The following is a 25,730-nucleotide window of genomic DNA, read 5'->3' as shown; positions in this document are numbered from 1 at the left end:
CCTTTGCTCGTCATTCCGGCGAAAGCCGGAATGACGGAGTTGCTACGGCAATTTTCCCGGCACCGGCCGCTTGCCCGTACCGACCCAGTCGACGAGCTCGTCGAACGCACGGGTCACCTCGGCCGGCTCGAACACGCAATGGCCTTCGCGGTTGACGTACTGCTGCACGAAATTGTCCGCATGCCCGGCGCGCTCGGCGATCAGCGCATACTCGAACGCATCCCCCGCGGGCACGAGCGGATCGCCCGTGTCGTGCAGCGTGAGCATGGGCCGCAGCAGCGCGCCGGTCGGCGTGTACCAGCGCGCGACATACGCCGCCGCCTGCGCATCGGCGCGATAGCGCCTGACGCCGTCGTTGAGCGCGTAATCGTCGCCCGAGCCCGTGTAGATCAGATCGGCGTTGCCGAACGGATTGCCGTGCGTGCGCTGCTGAAGTTCCTGCAGTACCTGGGTGACGAACGCGACGATGTCCGGAAAGCTCTTCGCGGTCGCCACGCCGGACAGACGCAGCAGCGCATCGCGCGCCGCGGGCCTGGCTTCCAGCGCGGTGGCGACGCGCTTCCTCATCGTCTCGAAGTCAGGCAGCGTGTCCGGCACCGGCACCAGCGGGCCGAGCAGGTCGGGGAAGTAGTAGTCGAACGCGGCGCGCATCGCGAACGCCTTGCCGAGGATGCGGTTCGACGGTTCGATCGCGCCGCATAGCGCCAGCGCGCCGGCGTAGACTTGCGGCCGCGTTTCCATCGTCAAAGCGGTCAGCGCTCCGCCCATCGAATCGCCCATCACCCAACTGCGCACGGGACGTCCGTAGGTCGCGACGAAGTCGCGGCGCAGCGCTTCCGTTTCCGCATAGGCCTGCTCCACCGCCCAACCGCCGCGCGAATAGCCGGACTGGATCACCGCATAGCCCTTGGCGAGCAGCGCGTCGACTGCCGGCCAGTTGCGCCGGCCTTTTTCGAAGACGATGGGCCGGGGCTGATATCCGTGGTAGTAGACGATCAGCTCGTGGTTCCAGTTCTTCGGAATATCGATGCGATACGACGCGCCGTCGCGCGCGCCGATCGCGTCGACCGGCAGCGCCGGCGCCTCGCGCACCGCTTTGGCGCAACCGCCGGTCAGCACCGCGACCGCCGCCACCGCGATGATGGCGATGCGAGAAATTGCGTTGGCTCTCATTTTGTTTTCTCCGTTGTCGGATTTCTTTGCGGAGGATCGTCGCCGCGATGCGCTACCGATGGCGGCAATGCGCCAGGCACGGGCCGCATGCCGGAATCGATCCATCCGACGAGTTGATCGAATGCGCGCGCGATTTCGTCCGGCGTGAAGACGCAATGACCCGAGCGATCGACGTACTGCTGCACGAAATTCCCGGCACGACCGGCGCGTTGCGCGGCCAGCGCGTAGGCGAACGCGCCCGCCGCGGGCACGAGCGGATCGCCGATGTCGTGCAAGGCGAGCATCGGCCGGATGAGCTTGCCGCTCGGCGTATACCAGCGCGCCAACCACGCAGCGGCGTTCGCGTCGGCGCGATAGCGGCGCACGCCGGCGTTGAGCGCGGCATCGTCGCCCGAGTTGACGTAGATCAGGTCGGCGTTGCCGAGCGGATTGCCGCCGGCGCGATGCTGCAAGTCGCGGAAATCGGTCGGCGTGTCGGCGATTATGTCCGGCAGCGATTGCGTATCCGCCGTGCCGTACCAGCGCAGCAGCAACTGTATCGCTGCGGGTTTCGTGGCGAGCGCAGCGGCGATTTTCTTCGTCATCGCCTCATCGGCGACGTAACCTGCGGGTACAGACGCGAGCGGCGGTAGCACGCCCGGAAAATAGAAATCGAATGCGGCCGCGAGAGCGAAGTCGCGATTGAACATGGCATCGCTGGGCTCGATCGCGCCGCACAGCGACAACGCGCCGGCGTAGACGTCGGGATGCTGCTCGATCGTCATCGCCGCTAGCGTGCCGCCCATCGACATGCCAGTGACGAGGAACTGCATCGGCAGGCCATGCTTTGCGACGAACAACTGGCGCAGGCGTTCGGTGTCCTGCGCGGCTTCTTCGAGCGCCCATCCGCCGGCCGAATAGCCCGACTGGATCACGGCGTATTTTCGCTGCAGCAACGGCGCGAACATCGGCGAAAGCGCTTCGCCCACACGGAAGGTCACCGGCGTTTCCGACGTGCCGTGGAAGAACACCACGACGCGATAGTTCCAGTCGGCGGGGATGTCGATGCGATAGGACGCGTGGGCAAGCGTGCCGATTTCGGTGGCGGTTTTGGTCTCGGCCCAAACCTGTGGAAATGAGAAAGGCGCGAATAGCAAGAAGAGCATTCTGCTCGTCATTCCCGCGAAGGCGGGAATCCAGTTCTTGTTTCTGAAAGCGTCAAAAGAAAAAACTGGATTGACTCGCCGCATCCGTGGCTCGCGCTTCGCGCCATCCGCTGCGCGAATGTTCGCTTCGGCATCCTGCCTCCGCAGTCCGCCTTCGCGGGAATGACGGCAAAGAAAGGTCATCCCTTCACACTCCCGAGCAACAACCCCTGCAAATACTGCCGCTGCAGCACGAGGAACAACAGCAGCACCGGCAGCACGGTCACCACGGAGCCCGCCATCATCAGCTCGTTGTCCTGCACGTGCTCGCGCGACAGGCCGGCGAGCGCGACGGGCGCGGTCTGCCAGGCCTGATCGCTGAGCACGATCAGCGGCCACATGAAATCGTTCCAGCTGGCGAGGAAGGTCAGCACGGCCAGCGTGACGATCATCGGCTTGAGCAGCGGCAGCACGATGCGCAGGAAGATCGTCCACTCGCCGGCGCCGTCGATGCGCGCGGCTTCGATGAGGTCGTCGGGAATCGAGCGCGCGTACTGGCGCACGAGGTAGATGCCGAGCGCGGTGGCCAGCGCCGGCACGATCACACCGCCGTAGCTGTTGACCAGGTGCAGCCATTTCATCAGCAGGAACAGCGGCATCATCGCGACCTGCAATGGAATCAATACCGCGGCGAGCACGGCCTGGAACAAACGATCGCGCTCCTTGAAGCGCAGCTTGGCGAACGCATAGCCCGCGCTCAGGTTGAAGGCGAGGGAGAACAGCGTGATCGCGCTCGCAATCAGGAAACTGTTGAACAGATAGCGGCCCATGCCGGCGCGTTCGAACAGCTCGCGGTAATTGGCGAACGTGGGATGCGCGGGCAGCAAGGGCGGCGGATAGTGGCTGGCCTCGCCCGGCTGCATGAACGACGCCGACAGCATCCACAACAGTGGCAGCAAGGTCAGCGCGCTGCCGGCGGCCAGCAGGCCATTGACCGCCCATTTCGCCGCACGCGGATTCATGCTCATGCCGCGTCGTCCTTCGCGCGCGCGAGGCGCAGCAGCCCGCGCGCGACGACGAGGATCAGCGCGAACAGCAGGAATGCGATCGCGCAGGCGCGGCCGAGATTCCACCAGCGGAAACCTTCCTCGTACATGTAGTACATCACGCTGACCGTGGATTGCAGCGGGTCGCCGCGCGTCATCACGTAGGGTTCGGCGAACAGCTGGAAATAGCCGGCGATCGTGATGATCGCGACGAGCAGCAGCACCGGCCGCAGGCCCGGCAGGGTGATGTGCCAGAACTGGCGGCCGCGCGAGGCGCCGTCGATGCGCGCGGCTTCGTAGAGATCCGCGGGATCGCCTGCAGGCCGGCGAGCAGGATGATCATGTTGTAGCCGAAATTCTTCCACACGGCGAAGACCACGATTGCGGGCATCGCCCAGTGCGGATCGCCGAGCCAGTCGATCGGACCGATGCCGAGGAAGCCGAGCGCGTAGTTGATCAGCCCGTAGCGCGTATGGAACAGGTAGCGCCAGATCACCGCGACCGCGACGACGGTCGTCACCACGGGCGCGAATAGCGCGGTGCGGTGCAGCCCCTTGAAGCGCGCGAGCGGCGAGTTGAGCAGCAGCGCCGCGCCGAGCGAGGTCGCGAGCGACAGCGGCAGCGCGAGCGCGACGAACCAGATCGTGTTGGCCAGCGCCTTCCAGAACAGCGGCGTCTTCAACGTGTCGAGGTAGTTGCCCAGACCGACGAAACGCAGGTTGTCGAGGTTGGCCAGCGCGTAGATGTCGAAATCGGTGAAGCTCAACAGCAGCGCCGCGGCGATCGGCAGGACGAGGAAGACGCCGAGCACGAACAGGGCAGGAGCGACGAAGGTCCAGGCGGCGCGTTCGCCATTCATTGTCCAGCGCCCTCTTCTTCCCTTCTCCCACCGGGAGAAGGTGGCGCGGCAGCGCCGGATAAGGGAGAAGCCTTGCACAGGATTGCGTCGTTGCAAACTGGCAAAACTCTTCCCTCATCCGCCCTTCGGGCACCTTCTCCCGGTGGGAGAAGGAAAGCACGCGCGTTCATCGCTGCACCTCTTTTGCAAGCAACGATCGCCGCTTGGCGAGGATCACGTCGTCGACTTTCGTATCCAGCGCGCGCGAGGCCGTCTCCGCGGATTCGCCGCCGCGCACGACGCGCTCCGCCGCCAGCTGCATCTCGTTCGCGATGCGTTCCCATTCGGGCACTTTCGGCGTCGGCTTGACGAGTTCGAGCTGGGTGCGGAAGGCCTGCGCGTACTCGTCGTCGGTGAGTCCCGCGGCGTCCCACGCGCTGCGCCGCGCGGGCAGGTCGCCGGTCAGCGCGTAGAAGCGTTGCTGCTGCTTCGTCGCGGAGAGGAATTCGATCAGCTCCCACACAAGCTGTTTGTTCTTCGACGTGCGGAAGATCGCCAGGCTCGATCCGCCTGCCGCGCCGCCGCCCGGTCCGCTGGCGCCGGGCAGCGGCGCCGTGCCCCATTGTCCTTGCACGTCGGCGGGTAGCCGATGCCTGAACTCGCCGATGTTCCACGGCCCGGTGATGTAGAACGCGAAAAAACCCTTGCCGAACTCGTCCCAGACGTTCGCGATCTGCGTGTTGCTCATCGGCGGCGCCCAGCGCTCGCGGAACGCTTCGACGTAGAAATCGAGCGCACGGCGGAATCCCGCGCTTTCGAAATTGCCGCGCGTGCCCCCGTCGCGCAGCAACGGATCGCGTTGCTGGATGGCGAGATTGAGCAGCGGCTCGAATTCGTTGAGCGGCAGGAAGATCGCGTACCTGTCGGCACCCTGATTTTTCTTGATCGCCGCCATCGCTCGGCGCCACTCGTCCCAGTCGCGCGGCGCATGATCGAAGCCTGCGGTGGCGAGCAGGTCCTTGCGGTAAAACAAGAGGCGCGTGTCGACGTACCACGAGACGCCGTAGAGCTTGCCGTCGACGACGTTCGTGTCCCAGATGCCGGGAAAGTAGTCCTCGGGATGGATGGAGCTTTTATCGAGAAGTCCGGCAGGGATGCCGGTCCGTTCATTGCCGCCGGGGACGGCGGCTGAAGACAATTCCTCCAGCGCGCCAAGCACGGCGAATTCGGGAATCCACGTGTTGCCGAGCTGGCACAGGTCCGGCAACGCATCGCCGGCAAAGGCGGTCAGCAGCTTCTCGTGCATCGCGGTCAGCGGCAGATTCTGCGCGACCACGCGCACGCCCGGATGCGCTTGCTCGAACTCGCGCAGCAATCCGCCGACGGCCTCGCCTTCGGGGCCGAAGGTCCAGAACTTCAGCGTCGTTTCGTTCGACGCCGGCGCGCAGGCACACAGGGCGAACAGGGACGCCCATGCAACGATCCGCGCGAATCCCGCCATCCCGCGTGACGACACGACACCTCCGAAAGGCGGCTTCGGCGCCCGCCGTGCCGCCCGCTTATTTCTCGATCGACTTGCCGAGCCAGCCGCCGCTGAATCCGGCGCGCTTCAGGCCTTCGCGAATATACGGATTCTTGCGCATGATTTTCCAGACGAAGCCGCTGCGGTAGTTCTCGAGCATGAGCAGGATCGGCCCCTGATCGACGCCCAGATACAGGTTGTCGAACCAGCCCTTGTCCGGCACGACCTTGCCCGTGCGCACCGGGCGGTCGGTGAAGGTGAAACTCGGATTGAACGCGTCGACGAAGCCGTACTGAGTATACAAGTCATCGCCGTAGCGGTTCTTCATTTCCTCGATTGCAGGAATCACGATCTGCGGCGTGAACGCGATCGATGCGGCCGCGGCGGTCGGCGCGATCGTGCCGTCGTCGACCGCCGCACGCGACAGGCCGGCGCCGCGTTCGATGTAGCCGTAGAACGGCTTCGAATCATTCTTGTAGCGATCGGGCTCACCCGGCTGCGTATGCCCACGCGGACCGTTACTCGCGGTCAGACCCCAGACGTCGGCGCCGTAGTCCTTCCACTGCAGCGGATTGTGGATCGCGTACTCGCGCTGCGCGAGCGCGGCGCGCTGGCTGTTGGTGAAATAGTCGATGCCCTTGCCGCGCATGTACTCGTCCTGGATGCCGCGGAAATCGACCCAGGAATGCGCCCACTGGTGCCAGAACGACGGGCTGCCGGCGAGATAGGTCTGGCCCTGGAATTCACCCCAGATCTTGTCGTTGATCTGCGTCCAGCGCTTCCACGTCGCGGAAGTCAGGCCGTAGGTGGGCGAGCCGAGCGCGAGCACGTACAGACCGATCGCCTCGCTGAAGCCGCGGTAGTAGTTGTAGTCGAAGCCGTTCTCGGGCGTCCAGCCGCCCTGCACGAGCAGATTGCCATCGCTGAACCATTTCCAGTCGACGCGGCAATAGATGCTGTCGGCGAGCTGGCGGATTTCTTTTTCGTCCTTGTTGTTCTTGTCGTAGTACGACTGCGCGAACAACACGCCATAGAGCAGCCACGCCGTATCGACCGACGACAGCTCGACCCACGGCTCCGACCCGAACCGCGCGCCGTTGTGCATGTCGAGGAAGTGGTAGAAGAAACCGTGCGCGCCGCTCGCGTCCCTGTCTTCGCTCTGCTTGGCCGCGGCGAAAAAGCGCAGCGTTGCGAGCGTGCGCTTCACCGCTTCCTCGCGCTTGATCCAGCCGCGCTCGGCGCCGACGCCGTAGGCGGTCAGGCCGAAGCCAACCGCGGCGATCGAGGAGAAGAACGAGGGATCGCTCTCTTGCCCCGGCGCCCAGTGGTCGGGCACCTGGCCGTTGTCGGGGTTCGCGCTGGCGAGGAAGAAATCGAACGTGCGCTTCTCCAGATCGTCGAGCATCGCCTGCCGCTCTTTCGGCAGCGACTGGAACGTGGTGATCGGCGCACCGCCGACCGCTAGCGGTGTCGGCGCTTTCGCAAACAGCGGGCCGCATGCGCCCGCGGCGATCACGAACAGGAAGCTGAAAACGTTTACACGCAGGCGACGCAATGGCTTGCTCGGACTCATGAAGGCTACTCGATCAAAGGAGAAGGAAGCGGCGCGGCGAACGCATCGTGCGCCCTTGCGACGTGCATAGCGACGCCGGTGTGACATCATGGCGGCGCGAACGTTCCCGGCTCACGGCTTCGGCGCCTTGCAGTAGCGATCGATGAAGGCCTGGTGCGAGGGCATCACCTCGACGCAATTCGCCAATACCTTCTTCACGCCGCCGACGAGTTCCTCGAGCTCCGCCTGCGGCATCTGGTCGACCATAGGATGCCAGCGTTCGGGCAGGATGCGCTGGCCGACCATCACTTCGACCCAGCTCGGCTGCGCGAACATTTCCTCGGCGTTGCGATAGAAACGGCCCGAGTCGCGGAACAGGCGGATGTTGTCGCTCAGTTCCTTCGGTACCGACATCGTACGGCAATAGTTCCAGAACGGCGTGTCGTCGCGCTCGGTCGCGCAGTAGTGCAGGATGATGAAATCGCGGATGCGTTCGATCTCGAACGCGGCCTGTGCGTTGTAGCGCTCGCGGATCACCTCGCTGAACCCCTCGTCGGGAAACAGGTTGATGATGCGCGCGATCGCCGACTGGATCAGGAAAATGCTGGTCGATTCCAGCGGTTCGAGGAAGCCGCTCGACAACCCGACCGCGACCACGTTCTTGTCCCAGCACTTCCTGCGCTGCCCCGGCGTGAAGCGCAGCACGCGCGGATTGCCGAGCGCGCGACCGTCGAGCCAGCCGAGCAGGTTCGACGCGGCCTCGTCGTCGCTGATGTATTTGTTCGAATACACGTAGCCGTTGCCGGTGCGATGCTGCAGCGGAATGCGCCAGGTCCAGCCGGCAGGGCGCGCGGTGCAGCGCACGAACGGCGTCGGCGGGCCGACGTTCTCGCACGGCGCGGCGACCGCGCTGTTGCACGGCAGCCAGTGCGACCAGTCCTCGTAGCCGGCCTTCAACGTCTGCTCGATCAGCAGGCCGCGGAAACCGGAGCAGTCGACGAACAGATCGCCTTCGATGCGCTCGCCGCTTTCCATCACCACCGCATCGATGTAGCCGTCCGCGGGGCGCTGGACGACTTGCGTCACCTTGCCCTCGGTACGGCGCACGCCGCGCTGCTCGGCGTAGTTGCGCAGGTACTTCGCGTACAGGCCCGCGTCGAAATGGTACGCGTAGGCGATGTTGGCGAGCGGCGAGTGCTCCTTCACGTCGCGCGCCGAGACCATGAACTTGCCCTTCAACGACGCCACCGCGTTGAGCGAATAGTCGTCGAGGCTCGTCGCCTTGCCCTGCCTATGCGCCTTGACCCAGTACTGGTGGAACGGCAACAGGCCGTAGTCGTGGCCGATCTGGCCGAAGCCGTGAATGTAGCGGTCGCCTATCCGCGCCCAGTCGACGAACTCGATGCCGAGCTTGAACGTGCCCTGGGTCTGCTTGATGAACTCGGTCTCGTCGATTTCCAGCGTCTGGTTGTAGAGCTTGAGGTGCGGCACCGTCGCCTCGCCCACGCCGATCGTGCCGATCTCCTCGGACTCGATCAGGCGGATCGAACAGGCGCCGTCGAACACTTTCGCGAACGCTGCGGCCGCCATCCAGCCCGCGGTACCGCCGCCGACGATGACGATGTTCTTGATGCGGCTGTCGGTCATGCTGTCATTTCCCCCTCGATCACGGCGAAGGTACGGCGCGATACCGTCCGCCATCGCCATGTATGCGCCAATCGAATGCCGTGCGGCGCACGCGCGCGAAAATGCCGCGCGCCGCCGGATCGGCCAAGCCTATTGGGCCGGCCCGCGGTTCGCAACTTCCGGCCGGGGGCGCGGCGGCAAAAGCCGATACGAACTTTTGCCCTGCGCCAAGGTAAAGTAGTGCCATGTATCTGGAGTTCTACGGCCTCAAGGAAGCCCCGTTCTCGATCACGCCCGATCCGCGCTACGTGTTCCTCAGCGAGCGCCATCGGGACGCGCTTGCGCACCTGCTGTACGGCATCGGCAAGGGCGGCGGCGGCGGCTTCGTGCAGCTGACCGGCGAGGTCGGCACCGGCAAGACCACGTTGTGCCGGCTGCTGCTCGAACAGTTGCCCGAAAACACGCGCGTGGCGCTCGTGCTCAATCCGAAGCTGTCGCCGGTCGAACTGCTCGAATCGATCTGCGACGAACTCAAGATCGACACGGCCGCGCGCAAGGGCAGCCTGAAGGCCCTCGTCGACGCGCTCAACGCCTACCTGCTCGACGCCTATGCGCAGGGCCTGCGCGTGGTGCTGATCGTCGACGAGGCGCAGAACCTCTCGACCGAATCGCTCGAACAGGTGCGCCTGCTCACGAATCTCGAAACGCCGACGCAGAAGCTACTGCAGATCATCCTGCTCGGCCAACCCGAACTGCGCGACAAGCTCAACGACCCGGAACTGCGCCAGCTCGCCCAGCGCATCACCGCGCGCTACCATTTGACCCCGCTCGACCGCGACGAAACGGAAGCCTACGTGCGCCACCGCCTCGCCGTCGCCGGTGCGCCGCGCTCGCCGTTCTCGCGCCTCGGCCTGCGCGCGCTGTACAAGCGCTCGGGCGGCGTGCCGCGCCTGATCAACGTCATCGGCGACCGCGCGCTGATGGCCGGCTACGCGCGCGAGCAGAATTCGATCGGCGAACGCCTCGTCGACCGCGCCGCCGACGAGACCCTGCCCGGCACGACGCGCTATCGCCTGCGCCACTACGGCCCGTGGGCCGCCGCCGCGTGCGCGGTGATCGCGCTCGGCGCGGCGGCGTATTTCCTCCAGCCGCAGAAACCCCCGCCGGTTGCGCCTGCAGCGCCCGCACCAGGTACGACGACGACCGCGGCCGCGGAACCCGCAGCGCCAAAACCGCAGCAGAATCCGGCCGAAGAGAAACTCTCCGCGCTCGCCGGCAACCCGGCCGATTCCGAACTGACTGCGTGGACGCAACTGCTCGCGCGCTGGCAGGTGACGTCGGCCGAGACCACGGTGCGCGACGCCGCGCACTGCCGCAGCGTCGTCTTCCCCGGCATGAACTGCCTGCGCGGGCACGGCTCGATCGCACAGCTCGCGCGTTTCGACCGGCCGCTGATCCTGCCGCTCAAATGGCAGGACGCGAACGCCTGGGCGCTGCTGCAGGGCGCCAGCGACGACCAGGTGCAATTGAATCTGGCCGGCGAGAGTCTCCACGTCGGCAAGAACGATCTTGCCGACGTCTGGGACGGCGAATTCTTCGCGCTGTTCCGCCTGCCCGACGACGTCCCGACCACGTTGCACGGCGGCGACGCCGGTCCCGGCGTGGCCTGGGTCAAGGCCCAGCTCGCGCGCATGGACGGCGGCGCGGGCGATGCCGGCCCCGCATTCTTCGACGACGCCCTCGCCGAGCGCGTGCGCAAGTTGCAGAACGCCTACGGCATCAAGCCCGACGGCATCGTCGGCCCGGAAACGCTGTTCGCGTTGTCCGCGCTCGACCCGGCCGGCCCGCATCTCACCCGCAACGTGCAATGAGCGCATGCGGCATTTTGCGCAAACCGGAAAAGTATACTCGTTGACGAATCCATGTCGCTGATCCTCGAAGCCTTGAAGAAATCCGAAGCGCAGCGCCGCCTCGGCGAAATGCCGGATCTCGGCACGCCGATCACGACGACGCGACGCCGGCGCAGCCCGCTGCCGTGGCTGTCGTTCGCCGTCGTCGTCGCACTCGCCGCGGCAGGCGCGTGGTACTGGCTGCGCCCGTCGGCGCCGCAGACGGGCGGCGAGCAGGCAACGACCAAGGCCGGCGACGCACCCGGAGTGTCTCCGCACGCCGCGCCGCCGCCGCGGCGAACGATGCCGAAGCCGGTTGCGCCACCGCCGCCCACCAGCACAGGCGCGCCCGTCGCGTCCTCTCCGACTGCACCGACGCCGGCACCGCGCACTCCCGCTGCGCCGGCGCGAACGCAAACGGCAGCGCCCGCACCGGCAATGCCACCGGTCGTGCCCGCGCCGCCGCCGGTCGCTGCGCCGGCTCCCTCCCCTCCGGCAACGCCAGCGCAAGTGGCCCCCGCCGGCGCATCCGTGCCGCCCGCCGTTCCCGCGGACGACGTGCCCTCCATCGACGAGTTGCCGCCCGACGTGCGCGCCGCGCTGCCCGCCCTGCCGATCACCATGCAGGTGTATTCGCCCGATCCGAAGCGCCGCTTCGTCATCATCGACGGCGCACGCGTGGTCGAGGGCGACGAAGTGCGCGGAGTGACCGTGCGGGAAATCCGCCAATCCGGCCTGGTGCTGGAATTCCACGGCCACCGCGCGCTGCTGCGGCCGGGCCCCTGACCGCGCAGGCCGGGCGTGTTCGTCACCGTCGACAGGCAACGCAAGCCCTCCCTGCCCTGGGCCACGTTGATGATCGTCGTGGCTTGTGCAAGCCTGTTCCTCTGGCTCGTGCTTGCGCCCGACGTCGAACGCGGGCAGTTCTTGCGTCAGTGGGGCACGGTCCCGACGCGGCTGTTCGACGTCAATGCGCCGCTGTCGCAGCAGTTCGTCGAACTGCGCTGGCTGCGGCTGTTCACCGGCCTGTTCATCCATCTCGGCTGGCTGCACCTGGTCGGCAACCTGCTGTTCCTGATGATCTTCGGCGTGCCGGCCGAGCGCGCGCTCGGACCATGGCGATTTCTTCTGCTGTTCCTGATCGGCGGCGCGCTGGCCAATCTCGCCGAGGCGGTGATGCTGCCGCTGGCGGACGCGGGCAGGCCGATCGTCGGCTCGAGCGGTGCGGTGTCGGTGATCATCGGCGCCTATCTGAGCCTGTTCCCGCGCGCGCGCCTCGGCCTCGTGCTGCCGCTGGGCATGTTCCTGGAATTCGTGCGCATCCCCGCACCGCTGCTGATCGGCTTCTGGTTCCTGCTGCAGATCGCCTTCACTTTCGTCGGCCCGGCGTTCGGCGCGGTGGCCTGGTGGGCGCACATCGCCGGCTTCGCGGCCGGGTTGCTGTTCGCGCTCGTGTCGAAGCCCGCGATCGCGCGCCGGCTGCGCGCGTAGAGTACGTTTTGCTTTCGCTCGCGAAACGTTATTGATTTTCTTTCGCGCGAGACGCGCGAACGACGCACCTCGACGCCTGTCGTGCGAGAATGCCCGCATGAAAAGCAAGAAGCTGTACAAGGTCACTTTCCTGAGCCAGGGCAAGACGCTGGAGCTTTACGCGCACCAGGTCGCGTCGAGCGCGCTGTGGGGTTTCACCGAGGTCGGCGAGATCGTGTTCGACAGCCAGGGCGAGGGCGTCGTCATCGATCCGACCGAGGAGCGCCTGCGCGAGGAATTCGGCAACACGCGCGTGCTGCACCTGCCGATCCAGTGCATCCTGCGCGTGGAGGAAGTCGACAGGCGCGCGCCGCTCGCGATCCGCGACGCGACCAGCGGCGAGAAGGTCGTCACTCCGTTTCCGATCGCGCCGCCGCTGCGCAAGCCGTAGAACAAAAAACCCCGCTTTCGCGGGGTCTTTTTTCTTTCCGGAAGCGGATTCGGTCAGGCGACCTGCACCTGGTCCGCCTGCAGTCCCTTGGGGCCTTGCACGGTCACGAAAGTGACCTTCTGGCCTTCCTGCAGGGTCTTGAAACCCGAGCCCTGGATAGAGCGGAAATGCACGAACAGGTCGGCGCCCGATTCCGGGGTGATGAAGCCGAAGCCCTTGGCGTCGTTGAACCATTTCACGGTGCCGCTTTGACGGTCAGCCATGTCTAACTCCTTGCGATGACGAAACGAAAGTGCGCGATCCTCGGGAGACCCGCAGGATCGAGACTGGAATGCGAAAGGAGAACACGGGCGAAACGTGAAGCGGTTCGTTGGAAGCCCCAACGGCCACGGTGCACAGTGACCTTGAGCAAACGCAGTGCGCGCACGATACAGACAAATCCCGCGAAAAGCCATACCCGAAAGGCTGCGCAAGCCGCGCGCGACCTGTCACAATCGCGCAAACGGCGGAGGGGAAAACATGCAATCGTACGGATCGCCATGCGCGGCGGCGCTCGCCGCTCTCGTGCTCGCAGCGTGCGCGGGCGTGCCGACGAAGGTTCCGCGCGAGCAGGCACGGCGCGAGGTCGAGGCGACCGAGCGCGCGTTCGCGAAGACGATGGCCGACCGCGATCATCCGGCTTTCGCGGGCTTTCTCGCGGAGGATGCCGTCTTCTTCGGCGGCAAGGAGCCGTTGCGCGGCAAGGCGCAGGTCGCCGCGGCGTGGAAGAAGTATTTCGCGGAACCCGCCGCGCCGTTCTCGTGGGAGCCGGCGCAGGTCGAAGCGCTCGAATCGGGCACGCTTGCGCTGAGCACCGGGCCGGTGCGCGACGCGGACGGCAGGATCATCGCCACGTTCAATTCGATCTGGCAGCGCCAGTCCTCGGGCGCATGGCGCATCGTGTTCGACAAAGGCAGCGAGGTGTGCGGTGGCGTAGGGGCGCGATTCATCGCGCCTGTCGGGCCGCAAATGGCTGAGGCAAATTATGACCAATGATGCGGCGGTTTTGCGCGGAACGGATGTCGCCGCGGTGAATTCCAAATGGCGTGTGCTGACGGCGAGCCTCGCCGGCACGACGATCGAGTTCTTCGACTTCTACATCTATCTGCAAGCCACGGTGCTCGTTTTCCCGAAGCTGTTCTTTCCGGCCAGCGATCCGCTCACGCAGCAGTTGGCTTCGTTCGCCACGTTCGCCGTCGCGTTCTTCACGCGGCCGATCGGCTCCGCGCTGTTCGGCCATTTCGGCGATCGCGTCGGGCGCAAGGCGACCTTGGTCGCCGCGCTGCTGACGATGGGCATTTCCACGATCGTCATCGGCTTCCTGCCGACCTATGCGCAGATCGGCATCGCCGCGCCCGTCCTGCTCACACTGTGCCGCGTCGGCCAGGGCCTCGGCCTCGGCGGCGAGTGGGGCGGCGCGATCCTGCTCGCGACCGAGAACGCGCCGCCGGGCCAGCGCGCCTGGTACGGCATGTTTCCGCAGCTCGGCGCGCCGCTCGGGTTCACCCTGTCGAGCGGCATCTTCCTGGTCCTGAGCGACGTCCTGAGCGACGGGCAATTCCTGTCGTTCGGCTGGCGCATCCCGTTCCTGCTCAGCGCGCTGCTCGTCGTCGTCGGCTTGTACGTGCGCCTGAAGATCGCGGAGACGCCCGCCTTCCGGCGCACGCTCGAGAACGACGAACGCGTGCACGTGCCGATCGGCAACGTGTTCGCGCAGCATGGCCGGGCTCTGCTGCTGGGGGTGTTCGCCTGCGTGGCGACCTTCGTGCTGTTCTACCTGCTGGTCGGCTTCACGCCGAGCTGGGGCATCGGCCAGCTCAAGTATCCGAAGGTACAGTTCCTGATCATGCAGATCGTCGCGATGGTTTTCTTCGCCGTCGGCATCGTGATCTCGGCGTGGTGGGCGAAGGATCACGGCGCACGCCGGATGCTCGTCATTGCGACGGTGCTGATCATCGCATTCGGTTTTCTGTTCAAGCCGATGCTCGTCGCGGACAGCGCCGGACTCGTGCTGGCGTTCATGTCGCTCGGCCTGTTCCTGATGGGCCTGACCTACGGCCCGCTCGGCACCGCAATGGCCGAGTTGTTCCCGACCGCGGTGCGCTACACCGGTTCATCGCTGGCGTTCAACATCGGCGGCCTGAGCGCCTCGCTCACGCCGTTTTTCGCCACCTCGCTCGCGAGCGGCCACGGCGTCGTCGCCGTGGGCTGGTACCTGGCCGGCGCGGCGTTGCTGACCTTGCTCGCACTGCTGGCGATGAAGCCGGGCAATATCCACGACTGAGCGCGTGGCGGCAGCGTCAAGGTGGGATGGGCAGATGCTTGCTTGCGTTCCAGATAATGGCGCTCCACGGCGCATTGCAGCTTGGGCTCAACCAGAACGGCCATCGAGCCGCAGCGCCAACCAGCGCCGCCCTGCATCCGTCAGTCGAAAACGCTGCTTGCTGCTGCGGGGTTTGTCCGGCAACGTCTTTCCAGCAGCCCCGATGCCAGGGCGGGCCGCAGGCAGGCTTTGCGGAAGTGATCTTCGCTCTTGAGGCCAAGCGCACTCTGGATTTGCTCGCGGGTCATCTCGCTGACCACGGCGTGGAGCAGACGCTGGACTTCATCTGCGACTTCCGGGTGAGGATACGGACGATCTGTTCTTTGAAAAAGCGCAACTTCTTCATGTAGAGCTCCTTGACGGGAAAACTCTACTTCCATCTGGGTCAAATTAACTAGGGGACTTCAAGTCGCTCTGATCCTTTGCGGTGATGATCAAGCCAGATTGGAAAATGCCCCAGAGGTGATTCTCTGGGGCTGAAAATGTCTCATAAACGTGTTGGGAAATCGATTCCAGAATAACTGAGAACTCTCAATGCGAGTCCTTAAGGTTGAATTGCAGTAAAGGTGGCGCGGACGCTTCCGTTGCTGATTCCCTCGTTCTTATCCGAGCCATCTGCTCTGACCAAGCCGCCGACATACGGATTTACGTTTGTGAACCGCCCCGGGTTTGTCGGAGGCTCCCACTCTTGAGAGGATGGAGCAATGACAAACACGAAGTATTCTGCGGAAGTGAGAGAGCGAGCGATGCGGATGGTGCGCGAGCACCAAGCCGAATACGGCTCGGAATGGGCGACGATCGCCTCGGTGGCCGGCAAGCTGGGCTGCACGTCGGAGACGTTGCGGCGCTGGGTGCGGCAGGCGCAGGTCGATGAAGGCCGGCGCGAGGGGTTGAGTACGTCCGAGCGTGATCGGCTCAAGGCGCAGGAGCGAGAGATTCGCGAACTGCGCCAAGCGAACGAGATCTTGCGCAAGGCGTCGGCGTATTTTGCCCAGGCGGAGCTCGACCGCCGGTTCAAGCCATGATCGCGTTCATCGACGATCACCGAGCCATCCATGGAGTCGAGCCGATCTGCCGCGTGCTGCCGATCGCTCCGTCGACGTACCGCCGCCACGCGCGGGAACGTCGCCATCCGGATCGACGTTCGGCGCGGGCGCGCCGGGACGAGGACTTGTGCCAAGCGATCCGGCGCGTGTTCGCCGAGAACCTGCAGGTGTACGGCGCGCGCAAGGTATGGCGGCAATTACTGCGTGAGGGCGTGCGCGTGGCGCGCTGCACGGTCGAGCGGCTGATGCGCAGGCTGGGCCTGCAAGGCGTGATCCGCGGCAAGCCGGTGAAGACCACAGTCAGCGACAAGGCCACGCCGTGCCCGCTGGATCGCGTCAACCGGCAGTTCCACGCCGACCGTCCGAACGCGCTGTGGGTCAGCGACTTCACCTACGTGTCGACGTGGGCTGGCTTCGTCTACGTGGCCTTCGTGATCGACGTGTTCGCTCGTCGTATCATTGGCTGGAAGGTGTCGCGGTCGGCGCGCACGGACTGCCGTTGCGGCATTCCAAGGCAAATTGACGCCGATTACTCCGGCATTCGTTTGCAGCACGGCGTTCAAGGCGGCAAAGTTGTTCTGAGTGAAATAGTCCAGAGAGCCAGCAAGAGTTACGCCTTTTCGCAAAACGGGAGCGGCGTGGCCGCCCGTGGGCAACGCAAGTAGCATCAGAATGTCCAGCACTGACGCTGAGCCTAAACGACGAAGCGCATTCATTGTTTGCAACCTCCCAAGCAACGCGTCTCATAACGCCTCTGATAGGACGAGGAAGTCGTGCTGATCCTCCAGCAAGGTAGCGGGCAGAACCGATTCCTGTGACGTGGATCACGGCATTGCTTGGGTAGAGACCGAGTTGCGATTGTTCATGGCGGCGAGAAGCGCCCATCGAATGGCTCGTGCTCATGTCGAGCGCTCGCAAGACGGTAAATTCGAGCCGCGTTCGCCGCAAACAACTTGTCGCGCTCGCCGTCGGTGAAGCCCGCCGTCAGTGTCGAGTAGACAGACATGATGCGTTCAAAGCTTGCATGCAGTTTGTCGGTATCCGCGGACATTTACGATGGCGAAGTGTACGACGCCCGCGACGAAACGCCGGGATGGGATTCTCCAGGATTTCGCGCTCAAGCGTGGCTGCCCTCCCGGACGGCAGAGAAGCCCGCGACAACAATCTGCCCGCAAGCCAGCCCTCCCATCCGGGCCGTGGCAACGATGGCGCCGGTTTCCGCGCGGCAAGTCGAGCCGGGCGTACACGTTTTCGATTTCGGCCAGAACTTTGCCGGATGGTGCAGGCTGCGCGCACGTGCACCTGCGGGCTCCATGGTCGAGATGAAGTTTGCGGAAAGACTTCTCGAGTCGGGCCGCGTCGATCAATCGAATCTGCGATCTGCACTGGGCAGGGTTTTGTATACCTTCAGCGGCAAAGACACCCCTGAAGAGTACCAGCCGACTTTCACCTACTTTGGCTTCCGCTACGTCGAGATCACGGGTCTCTCCGGTGACCCGCCTGCAGACCTGCTCGAAGGTGTCGTCATCAGCACCGACTTGCCGGTGGTCGGCGCGTTCAGCAGCTCCAGTCCGCTTCTGAATCGGATATGGGCGAACACCTACTGGAGTCAACGGTCGAATTTCGTCGGCATTCCCACGGATTGTCCGCAACGCGACGAACGTTTGGGTTGGATGGGCGATGCCCAGGTGTTTTGGGATTCCTCGGCACCCCTCACGCTTTGGATGTGTTGGCCGATGCCGGCAATGTCGATCTGGTAGCGAATCTTCTGATGCGCCAAGCCTATCCATCCTGGGGGTACATGGTCTCCAAGGGGGCCACGACAGTGTGGGAGCGATGGAATGGAGACGTCGGCGATGTGTCGATGAATTCGTTCAACCACTACGCGCTCGGCGCGGTAACGGGCTTTCTGTATCGACGCCTGGCGGGCATCGATGCGGATGAGCCGGGATTCAAGCGGATTCGAATCGCCCCGCTGGTCATCCCCGGACTTTCCGGCTGCAGGGCAAGCTTCAGGAGTCCGTACGGTGACGTCTCCGTTTCGTGGACCCATTCTGCGGAAGGACACGTCCCCATCGATGTCGTCATTCCAGCCAATACCACGGCGAAGGTCCACCTGCCGACACGCAAGGATGACCGCATTCGATATTTCGGCAGGACATTGGCAACGAACCGCAATGTTCGTCTTCTGCAAAGAACAGAAAGAGAAACCATTGTCGAGTGCGATGCGGGAGAACATCGATTCGTCGGTTTCTCATGACGATGCAGCTCGCCGTTGGGTTTGACTTGGCGTCGTCCAAGAATTTTATCTGCTGTGGCGAAAAGGATTGATTGATGCAAGTTTTTCTTGGCGTCTTGTACCACTTCATCGGCGGCGTCGCGTCGGGAAGCTTCTACCTGCCGTACAACAAGGTGCGTCAGTGGTCCTGGGAGAGCTATTGGATGGTGGGAGGAATCTTTTCCTGGCTATTCGTGCCGTGGATTGCTGTGGAACTCACGGTTCCGGGCTATCAGCAGATTCTTCACGATACCTCCTGGCAGACACTGTGCTGGACCTATCTCATGGGACTGCTATGGGGCATTGGCGGACTGACTTTCGGTCTGACCATGAGGTACTTGGGGTTGTCGCTGGGCATGTCGGTTGTCCTCGGCTTTTGCTCGGCTTTCGGCGCCTTGATTCCTCCCCTCTACCGAGACATCGCTGGCGGGGATGGAGAGACATTCGTTTCGATGCTGCACAGCGTGAAAGGCGGAATGGTGCTGCTCGGCATTCTCGTCTGCCTGTTGGGAATCGGCGTGTGCGGCCAAGCCGGGAGATGGAAAGAACGAGAGCTGAGCGTGGAAAAGCAGAAAGAGACGGTTCGGGAGTTCAACTTGCCACTCGGTCTGATGGTGGCAACAGTTTCAGGCATTTTGAGTGCCTGCTTCAATTTCGGGATCGAAGCGGGTCAGTCCATGGCCCATTTGGCGGTGGTTCGGGGTACCAATGCGCTTTTCCAGAACAACGTGGTGTTTCTCGTCATCTTGTGGGGCGGACTGACCACCAACTTGCTCTGGTGCATCTTTCTCAATATTCGCAACAAAACCTATGCCGACTATGCGGACGGAAAGGCTCCGCTCGTCAACAACTACCTGTTCAGTGCTCTGGCTGGAACCGTCTGGTTCCTGCAGTTCTTTTTTTACGGAATGGGCGCCAGTAAACTGAGCAATGGTGCGAGCTCGTGGATTCTGCATATGGCCTTCATCATCTTGGTGGCCAACCTGTGGGGTTTTCTACTCAAGGAATGGAGCGGCGTGAGCACAAAAACGGTTCGCCTGCTGTCGGCCGGTACCGCCACGATTCTGATCTCGGTCGTGCTCGTAGGACTGGGAAATGCATCTGCGCAGTGAGTAGGCTGGGCCTATGGTCAGAACAGCTCGCATGCCAGTGGAAACGCTGAGTCTCAGGGCAGTGCGTTGTCAACAAAGGCAGTTCAAGCAGAGCGTGATTATTGATCTGGCCAAATGAAGTTTGAATTCGTTCGGGCTGCGCGTAGCGAAGCGAAGTCGAAGTCCTCTGGCGCTTCGGCACTTCGACTTCGCCGCTGCGCGGCTACGCTCAGTGCGAACGGATTGAAAGTCCAAACTTCAACAGACCGAATCAACAGGGAGGCTTATCGCGGGTGAGAAACGGTGACCAGTCCAAATGTTGGTTTGCCATCATTCCCGCGAAAGCGGGATTGCGAAGGCAGGATGCCGAAGCGAATGGCCCGAAGGGCAAACTGCGGATGCAGTTTGTAATCCAGTTTCTTCTTTTACTATTTTGGGCGAAAATGCAATATCAAAATGGATTCCCGCCTTCGCGGGAATGACGAGCAAAAGCTTTCGGCGCGGCGGACACGGCGACCTTGAGCGCGCGCAGCTCGTCCTTTTCCCCTGCGCTGAGGCTCGCGATGCCGCCACTGCGCACACGTGCGTCGAGTTCGTCGCGGCGCTGGATTTGGGTCTGCCGGTCCAACTGGCGCAGCGCATCGAAAAACTCCGCGCGCCAGGCGTCTTCGCCGCCCGGGAATTCCATTACCGCGAGTTTCTGCAAGGCGCGGCCTTCTTCGCGTTCGGCATAGAAATCGACGATCGCTGCGGTGGAAATTTCCGGCCGCTCACGGCACAGCGCGATCAGTTCGACCAACAACGGAATGCCCGGCTGGCGCAGCGCAGAGAACGTGTGTGGCGGTTCGATGTCGGCGGCGAAACCGGGATTCTGCAGCAGCAGGGCGACGGCGATGCGCACGAGCGAGCGTTCCTGCGGGCGCGCGGGCCTGCGCGGCGCATCGGCCGCGGGTGCGTCGATGCGCAGGGTCACGTTCGCGCGCTTGTCGAGTTCGGCGAGCATCAGGTCGCGGAACGCGCCGTCGGGAATCTGCGTCAGCAGCGGCCGCGCGCGCTCGGCGAGGCGCGCCTTGCCGTCGAGACTGGCGAGGTTCACGTCGCCGCTCAGGTTCGCGAAGAAGAATTCGCTCAAAGGCGTCGCCGCTTTCAGCCGTTCCTCGAAGCCGCCCTGTCCTTCGCTGCGCACGAGCGAATCGGGGTCCTCGCCTTCGGGCAGGAACAGGAAGAACGCCTGCCTTCCGTCTCGCATGCGCGGCAGCACCGACTCGACCGCCTTCCAAGCGGCGCCGCGGCCCGCGCGGTCGCCGTCGAAGCAAAAGTATACATCTGCACAATTGCGAAATAGCAGTTCGGCGTGGTCGCGCGTCGTCGCCGTGCCGAGCGTGGCGACGGCCTGCGTCACGCCGTGCTGGAACAGCGAAATCACGTCCATGTAGCCTTCGACGACGATCAAATGCGGAATCTTCGAATGCACCTGGCGCACCTGCCAGAGCGCGAACAACTGCTGGCCCTTGTGGAACAGCGCCGTCTCCGGCGAATTCAAATACTTCGGACCAGAGTCTTCGGTTTTCTCCAGAATCCTTCCGCCGAACGCGATGGTGCGTCCACGGCGGTCGGCGATCGGAAACATCACGCGATTGCGGAAATACTCGTATTTGCCGCGCTCGCCGCTTTTGACGAGACCGGTTTTCTCGAGCAGCGACATGCGTTGCGGGGAAGTGCCCAGCGCGGACTTCAACGCATCCCACTGATCCGGAGCGTAGCCGAGGCCGAAGCGTTCGATCGTCGCCGCATCGAGACCGCGCGAATCGAAATACGCACGCGCCTTCACGCTCTTGCCCAATTCGCGTTGATAAAACTTCGCCGCCTGATCGAGCAGCGCGTACAGGTCGGTCGAATCCTCGACCGGCCGCTTGCCGCCGCCTTCGTAAGGCACTTTGAGGCCGGCGCGCGCGGCCAATTCCTCGACCGCATCGGGAAACTCCATGCGGTCGTAGTTCATCAAAAACCCGATCGCGCTGCCGTGCGCGCCGCAGCCGAAGCAATGGTAGAACTGCTTGCTCGGCACCACCGTGAACGAGGGCGAGCGTTCGTCGTGGAACGGGCAGCGCGCCGTCCAATCCTTGCCCGCCTTGCGCAGCGGCACGCGCTGCTCGATCACCTCGACGATGTCGACACGCGCGAGCAGCTCGTCGATGAATTTTTCGGGGATGCGGCCGGGCATGGTCCGGCTAGTGTATCGGACGAATCGAGGCAGCCTGTGGTCCACGAGCGCTTGAGCTTGGGCGGCGCACTGGCGCGCCACCCGGGGCAATCCCCGCGCCGACGCTTTCGGAAAAGATCAGCCCAGCGCCGCGAGCTTGGCCTTGACGAGTTCCGACAGCTTGCCCATGTCGGTGCGGCCAGCCACTTTCGGCTTGACCAGGCCCATCACCTTGCCCATGTCCTTGGCCGACGTCGCACCCGATTCGGCGATCGCGGCGGCGATGGCCGCGCCGACTTCCTCGGCCGTTAGTTGCGCCGGCAGGTAGTGCTGGATCACCACGACTTCGGCCTTTTCCTTGTTAGCCAGGTCGTTGCGGTTCGCGGCCTCGAACTGCGAGATCGAGTCGCGGCGCTGCTTGAGCATCTTTTCGAGCACGGCCAGCACGGCCACGTCGTCGAGGACGATGCGCTCGTCGACCTCGCGCTGCTTGATCGCGGCGTTGATGAGGCGGATTACGCCGAGGCGATCCTTGTCGCCGGACTTCATCGCGGTTTTCATGTCTTCGGTGAGTTGCGCTTTGAGGCTCATGGCGGGCTCCGGTGGAATTCTTCCCTTCTCCCACCGGGAGAAGGTGGCGCGGAGCGCCGGATGAGGGAAGAGCCTTGCACAAAGCAGGTCGACGTCATGCGACCTGCGAAGCTTTTCCCTCATCCGCCCCTTCGGGGCACCTTCTCCCGACGGGAGAAGGGAAGCAAAAACGGCCGGTGCGCTCGCGCGACCGGCCGTTGCTTGTTTGAAAAGTCCGGCGGGGATGGCCGGGCTCCAGCAAAAGGATGTGCGATCAGTACAAACGCTGACGCTTGGTCACGTCGCGCGAGACGCGGCGCAGGTGACGCTTGACGGCCGCGGCGGCCTTGCGCTTGCGCTCCTGGGTCGGCTTTTCGTAGAACTCGCGCTTGCGGGTCTCGGCGAGGACGCCGGCCTTTTCGCAGGTGCGCTTGAAGCGGCGCAGGGCGAACTCGAAAGGCTCGTTTTCGCGGACTTTGACGGAAGGCATGCAGACTCCAGAACAGAACGTTGCTCGGCTTTCGGGCCGGTGAGCCGTGTATTCTAGCGCGATGACCCAGTCGATTGCAATTGCCCCGGGCTCCGAAACCGCAGGCACGGGACCCGTGCTCGGCGTGGAGACCTCGTGCGACGAAACCGGCGTGGCCGTCTACGACGTGGGCCGGGGCCTTCTCGCGCATACGCTCTACAGCCAGATCAAAATGCACGCCGATTACGGCGGCGTCGTGCCGGAACTGGCCAGCCGCGACCACGTGCGCAAGCTGCTGCCGCTGATCCGAGAAACCCTGCGCGAAGCCGGCATGGCCACGCGCGACCTCGCCGGCGTGGCCTACACCTGCGGCCCCGGCCTGGTCGGCGCCTTGCTCGTCGGCGCCGCCTGCGCGCGGTCGCTCGCCTGGGCGCTGGACGTACCCGCGATCGGCGTGCATCACATGGAAGGCCACCTGCTCGCGCCGATGCTCGAAGCCGATCCGCCCGAACCGCCGTACGTGGCCCTGCTCGTGTCCGGCGGCCATTCGATGCTGATCGAGGTGGCCGGCGTCGGCCGCTACCGCCTGCTCGGCGACACGCTCGACGACGCGGCCGGCGAAGCGTTCGACAAGACCGCCAAACTCATGGGCTTGCCGTATCCCGGCGGCCCGGCCCTGGCGAAGTTGGCCGAGTCGGGGGAACCGGGGCGATTCAAGTTCTCGCGGCCGATGACCGACCGCCCCGGCCTCGATTTCAGTTTTTCCGGCCTGAAGACGCAGGTATTGCTGGCCTATCAGGCCAATGCCGACGCGCCGAACGTGAAGGCCGACATCGCGCGCGGCTTCGAGGAGGCGATCGTCGACACGCTCGCGATCAAATGCCGCCGTGCGCTGGCGCAGACCGGCGCGCGCAAGCTCGTCATTGCCGGCGGCGTCGGCGCGAACAGGTGCCTGCGCGCGCAACTGGCCCAGGCGGCCGGGCGCGAGGGCTTTCGCGTCTACTTTCCGCGTCCGGAGTTCTGCACCGACAACGGCGCGATGATCGCGCTCGCCGGCGCGCTGCGCTTGCAGGCGGGATTGCACGACGATGCGGCGATTCGCGTTTTGCCGCGGTGGGATTCTGGAAAGCCTCGCCGCAATCGGATAGCGCTTTCGCTCTTCATTCCCGCGAAAGCGGGAATCCAGCGCCTTGGCTCTTCGAGAGCGCTAGAACCAAGAGCAAAGTCGTTGGATTCCCGCTGGAAGCACGCGGGAATGACGAACGTGTAAGCTTTCCCAATTCCCAATTCCCAATTCCCAATTCCCAATTCCCGATTCCCGGCCCTGTCATGGATATCGTTTTCATCGAAGACCTGCGCATCGAAACCGTCATCGGCATCTATGATTGGGAGCGCCGCATCCGCCAGGTCGTCGCGCTCGACCTCGAAATGGCCTTCGACAACCGCAAGCCCGCGTCGACCGACCGCATCGAGGACACGCTCGACTACAAGGCCGTGTCGAAGCGACTGATTGCGTTCGTCGAAGCCTCCCACTTCGAACTCGTGGAGACGCTGGCCGAGCGCTGCGCGGAAATCGTTCTCGGCGAATTCCATGTGCCATGGCTGCGCCTGAAGTTGGCCAAGCCCGGCGCGGTGCGCGGATCGAAATCGGTCGGCGTCGTCATCGAGCGCGGAACCCCGCCGGTCGCATGAGCCGCGCCTACCTGAGCCTGGGCTCGAACCTCGAACCGGAAAAGCATCTGCGCGCCGCGCTTGCCGAGTTGCGCGCGCGCTTCGGTATCATCGTCGTCTCGCCGGTCTACCGCTGCAAGGCGGTCGGTTTCGACGGGCCGGATTTCCTCAACCTCGCGGTTGCGATCGACACCGACCTCGAACCCGCCGCGCTCGACGACTGGCTGCATGCGCTCGAAGACCGCCACGGCCGGCGTCGCGACGTGCCGCGCTTTTCCAGCCGCACGCTCGACATCGATATCGTGCTCTACGACGATCTCGTGATGCGGGGCGAGGGCCATCTCGAACTGCCGCGGCCGGAACTGAAGCACGCCTTCGTGCTCAAGCCGCTGGCCGATATCGCACCGGCCGTGCGTGAACCGTGCAGCGGCAAGACGCTGGCGCAGCTATGGTTGGACCACCCGGACCGCGATCGCTTCGGGCCGGCGGCGGAGTTCGACGCCGGCGTCAGATGACGAGTTCGCGTCCGCCGTCGACATTCAGCACTTGTCCGGTAGTGAACTTCGCGTCGCGCAGCAGGAACAGCACGGCGGCGGCGACATCCTCGGGCGTGCCCGTGCGCGCCAGCGGCGTGCGCGCGGTCAGCTCGGCCCGGTCGGTGTAGGCCTTGCCCGATTCGGGCCAGAGAATTGCGCCCGGCGCGATCGCGTTCACGCGCACCTCCGGCGCGAGTTCGATGGCGAGCGCGCGCGTCATCGCCACGAGCGCGGCCTTGGCCATCGAGTAGACCGGATGGCGCGCGAGCGGGTGCCGCGCATAGATGTCGGCGATGCTGACGATGCTGCCGTGCGCCGTTTTCAAAAGCGGCGCGGCCGTCTGGGCGAGGAAAAACGGCGCCTGCGCATTGCTCGCGAACAGCTCGTTCCATTGCTGCAACGTGACCGTGCCGATCGGCGTCGGATAGAACGCCGAGGCGTTGTTGACGAGGCCGTCGAGGCGGCCGTAACGCGCGATGCAGGCATCGACCAGGCGCGGCAGTTCGTCGACGTCGGCCAATTCGGCTTGCACCGCGAGCGTGCTGCGCGCGCGTTTCGCTTCGAGATCGGCAACGAGGGCGTCCATCTCGCCGCGTGAGTGGCGATGATGGAGGACGAGATCGTAGCCGGCGTCGTGCAACGTGCGCGCGATCGCCGCGCCGATGCGTTTGGCCGCGCCGGTGATCAGCACGACGGGGCGTTCGTTTTTCGCTTCGCTCATGCGCAAATCCTGTCGCGTAGTCGGTATGCTTGGATTTTCCCTTCTCCCACCGGGAGAAGGTGGCGCGAAGCGCCGGATGAGGGAAAGACGTC

At 64.4% G+C, this 25,730-nt stretch carries 25 protein-coding genes, 2 pseudogenes and 1 other annotated feature; of the genes and pseudogenes, 13 read left to right on the top strand and 14 right to left on the bottom strand.

Features of this window, described 5'->3' with window-relative positions; translation table 11 throughout:
* Positions 1-42: 42 nt before the first annotated feature.
* From QM741_RS06865 to QM741_RS06835, 7 genes and pseudogenes are all read right to left on the bottom strand, one after another.
* The gene (locus tag QM741_RS06865) at positions 43-1,173 is read right to left on the bottom strand and encodes an alpha/beta hydrolase (RefSeq protein ID WP_415206975.1); all 1,131 of its coding nucleotides are present in this window, start codon (positions 1,171-1,173) and stop codon (positions 43-45) included.
* Positions 1,170-2,309: an alpha/beta hydrolase family protein gene (locus QM741_RS06860; protein ID WP_415206974.1), complete on the bottom strand. Its 1,140-nt coding sequence runs from the start codon at positions 2,307-2,309 to the stop codon at positions 1,170-1,172. Before QM741_RS06860 ends, QM741_RS06865 begins: the two co-directional genes overlap by 4 nt.
* 188 nt (positions 2,310-2,497) lie before the next feature.
* Positions 2,498-3,319, bottom strand: a complete 822-nt coding sequence (locus QM741_RS06855; protein ID WP_415209088.1) for a carbohydrate ABC transporter permease — start codon at positions 3,317-3,319, stop codon at positions 2,498-2,500.
* Positions 3,320-3,321: 2 nt separating this feature from the next.
* Positions 3,322-4,202: pseudogene (locus tag QM741_RS06850) on the bottom strand (carbohydrate ABC transporter permease).
* Positions 4,203-4,368: 166 nt separating this feature from the next.
* Entirely contained in the window at positions 4,369-5,682 is a 1,314-nt protein-coding gene (locus tag QM741_RS06845) for an extracellular solute-binding protein (protein WP_415209087.1), read from the bottom strand.
* A gap of 58 nt (positions 5,683-5,740) precedes the next feature.
* A complete protein-coding gene (locus QM741_RS06840) occupies positions 5,741-7,276 on the bottom strand; it encodes a glucoamylase family protein (protein ID WP_415206973.1) in 1,536 nt (511 codons plus the stop codon).
* A gap of 111 nt (positions 7,277-7,387) precedes the next feature.
* Complete coding sequence (locus tag QM741_RS06835) at positions 7,388-8,902, bottom strand: tryptophan halogenase family protein (protein WP_415206972.1); 1,515 nt, start codon at positions 8,900-8,902, stop codon at positions 7,388-7,390.
* Positions 8,903-9,126: 224 nt separating this feature from the next.
* Between QM741_RS06835 and QM741_RS06830 the strand changes: the two genes are divergently transcribed.
* The 4 genes from QM741_RS06830 (at position 9,127) to QM741_RS06815 (ending at position 12,691) form a co-directional block, all read left to right on the top strand.
* Entirely contained in the window at positions 9,127-10,752 is a 1,626-nt protein-coding gene (locus QM741_RS06830) for an AAA family ATPase (RefSeq protein ID WP_415206971.1), read from the top strand.
* Between the two features lie 51 nt (positions 10,753-10,803).
* Positions 10,804-11,556 (top strand): general secretion pathway protein GspB, encoded by a 753-nt coding sequence (locus QM741_RS06825; protein WP_415206970.1) that lies wholly within the window; start codon positions 10,804-10,806, stop codon positions 11,554-11,556.
* 15 nt (positions 11,557-11,571) lie between these two features.
* Positions 11,572-12,261 (top strand): rhomboid family intramembrane serine protease, encoded by a 690-nt coding sequence (locus QM741_RS06820; RefSeq protein ID WP_415206969.1) that lies wholly within the window; start codon positions 11,572-11,574, stop codon positions 12,259-12,261.
* A 97-nt stretch (positions 12,262-12,358) separates the two neighbouring features.
* Entirely contained in the window at positions 12,359-12,691 is a 333-nt protein-coding gene (locus QM741_RS06815) for a DUF1820 family protein (RefSeq protein ID WP_415206968.1), read from the top strand.
* 53 nt (positions 12,692-12,744) lie between these two features.
* Here the strand turns inward: QM741_RS06815 and QM741_RS06810 are convergent, their stop codons facing one another.
* A complete protein-coding gene (locus tag QM741_RS06810; protein WP_415206967.1) occupies positions 12,745-12,954 on the bottom strand; it encodes a cold-shock protein in 210 nt (69 codons plus the stop codon).
* 256 nt (positions 12,955-13,210) lie between these two features.
* Here QM741_RS06810 and QM741_RS06805 point away from each other — a divergent pair, with 256 nt between their 5' ends.
* Together QM741_RS06805 and QM741_RS06800 are read left to right on the top strand one after the other, a co-directional pair.
* Complete coding sequence (locus tag QM741_RS06805) at positions 13,211-13,726, top strand: YybH family protein (RefSeq protein ID WP_415206966.1); 516 nt, start codon at positions 13,211-13,213, stop codon at positions 13,724-13,726.
* Positions 13,716-15,014, top strand: coding sequence for an MFS transporter (locus QM741_RS06800; protein ID WP_415206965.1), 1,299 nt, complete (start codon positions 13,716-13,718; stop codon positions 15,012-15,014). Before QM741_RS06805 ends, QM741_RS06800 begins: the two co-directional genes overlap by 11 nt.
* A 140-nt stretch (positions 15,015-15,154) precedes the next feature.
* Here QM741_RS06800 and QM741_RS06795 read toward each other — a convergent pair whose 3' ends face one another.
* The gene (locus tag QM741_RS06795) at positions 15,155-15,301 is read right to left on the bottom strand and encodes a Fic family protein (RefSeq protein WP_415209086.1); all 147 of its coding nucleotides are present in this window, start codon (positions 15,299-15,301) and stop codon (positions 15,155-15,157) included.
* A gap of 456 nt (positions 15,302-15,757) precedes the next feature.
* Here QM741_RS06795 and QM741_RS06790 point away from each other — a divergent pair.
* Positions 15,758-16,593 (top strand): annotated as a pseudogene (locus tag QM741_RS06790) (IS3 family transposase); the annotation flags it as partial.
* Positions 16,033-16,149, top strand: a sequence feature (AL1L pseudoknot). Its footprint overlaps the pseudogene before it by 117 nt.
* A 368-nt stretch (positions 16,594-16,961) precedes the next feature.
* On the opposite strand, the gene QM741_RS06785 reads toward QM741_RS06790, so the two are convergent.
* Positions 16,962-17,150 (bottom strand): hypothetical protein, encoded by a 189-nt coding sequence (locus QM741_RS06785; RefSeq protein WP_415206964.1) that lies wholly within the window; start codon positions 17,148-17,150, stop codon positions 16,962-16,964.
* Between the two features lie 13 nt (positions 17,151-17,163).
* Here QM741_RS06785 and QM741_RS06780 point away from each other — a divergent pair, with 13 nt between their 5' ends.
* From QM741_RS06780 to rhaT, 3 genes are all read left to right on the top strand, one after another.
* Positions 17,164-17,859 carry a family 78 glycoside hydrolase catalytic domain gene (locus QM741_RS06780; protein WP_415206963.1) on the top strand — a complete coding sequence of 232 codons (696 nt, stop codon included), beginning with the start codon at positions 17,164-17,166 and terminating at the stop codon, positions 17,857-17,859.
* Entirely contained in the window at positions 17,826-18,359 is a 534-nt protein-coding gene (locus QM741_RS06775; protein ID WP_415206962.1) for an alpha-L-rhamnosidase C-terminal domain-containing protein, read from the top strand. The genes QM741_RS06780 and QM741_RS06775 overlap by 34 nt, the downstream gene beginning before the upstream one ends.
* Before the next feature lie 74 nt (positions 18,360-18,433).
* Complete coding sequence (rhaT, locus tag QM741_RS06770; RefSeq protein ID WP_415206961.1) at positions 18,434-19,489, top strand: L-rhamnose/proton symporter RhaT; 1,056 nt, start codon at positions 18,434-18,436, stop codon at positions 19,487-19,489.
* Between the two features lie 430 nt (positions 19,490-19,919).
* Here rhaT and dnaG read toward each other — a convergent pair whose 3' ends face one another.
* The 3 genes from dnaG to rpsU all read right to left on the bottom strand — a co-directional run bounded on the left by dnaG (position 19,920) and on the right by rpsU (position 22,731).
* The gene (dnaG, locus tag QM741_RS06765; protein ID WP_415206960.1) at positions 19,920-21,692 is read right to left on the bottom strand and encodes a DNA primase; all 1,773 of its coding nucleotides are present in this window, start codon (positions 21,690-21,692) and stop codon (positions 19,920-19,922) included.
* A gap of 117 nt (positions 21,693-21,809) precedes the next feature.
* Positions 21,810-22,262, bottom strand: a complete 453-nt coding sequence (locus tag QM741_RS06760) for a GatB/YqeY domain-containing protein (protein WP_415206959.1) — start codon at positions 22,260-22,262, stop codon at positions 21,810-21,812.
* A gap of 253 nt (positions 22,263-22,515) precedes the next feature.
* Positions 22,516-22,731, bottom strand: a complete 216-nt coding sequence (gene rpsU / locus QM741_RS06755) for a 30S ribosomal protein S21 (protein WP_137912178.1) — start codon at positions 22,729-22,731, stop codon at positions 22,516-22,518.
* 61 nt (positions 22,732-22,792) lie between these two features.
* Between rpsU and tsaD the strand changes: the two genes are divergently transcribed.
* Genes tsaD through folK form a run of 3 tightly spaced genes read left to right on the top strand, consistent with a single transcriptional unit; the run spans position 22,793 to position 24,896 of the window.
* The gene (gene tsaD, locus QM741_RS06750; protein ID WP_415206958.1) at positions 22,793-23,980 is read left to right on the top strand and encodes a tRNA (adenosine(37)-N6)-threonylcarbamoyltransferase complex transferase subunit TsaD; all 1,188 of its coding nucleotides are present in this window, start codon (positions 22,793-22,795) and stop codon (positions 23,978-23,980) included.
* 59 nt (positions 23,981-24,039) lie between these two features.
* Positions 24,040-24,402, top strand: a complete 363-nt coding sequence (folB, locus tag QM741_RS06745; protein ID WP_415206957.1) for a dihydroneopterin aldolase — start codon at positions 24,040-24,042, stop codon at positions 24,400-24,402.
* Positions 24,399-24,896: a 2-amino-4-hydroxy-6-hydroxymethyldihydropteridine diphosphokinase gene (folK, locus tag QM741_RS06740; protein WP_415206956.1), complete on the top strand. Its 498-nt coding sequence runs from the start codon at positions 24,399-24,401 to the stop codon at positions 24,894-24,896. The genes folB and folK overlap by 4 nt, the downstream gene beginning before the upstream one ends.
* Here the strand turns inward: folK and QM741_RS06735 are convergent.
* Positions 24,889-25,638, bottom strand: a complete 750-nt coding sequence (locus QM741_RS06735) for a pteridine reductase (protein ID WP_415206955.1) — start codon at positions 25,636-25,638, stop codon at positions 24,889-24,891. The two genes, folK and QM741_RS06735, sit on opposite strands and share 8 nt — an antisense overlap.
* Between the last annotated feature and the right edge of the window lie 92 nt (positions 25,639-25,730).

The organism is Rudaea sp. (assembly GCF_047601565.1).
Taxonomy (GTDB): domain Bacteria; phylum Pseudomonadota; class Gammaproteobacteria; order Xanthomonadales; family Rhodanobacteraceae; genus Rudaea.
The sequence above is the reverse complement of the archived record's forward strand: the minus strand, read 5'-3'. Positions and strand labels throughout refer to the sequence as shown.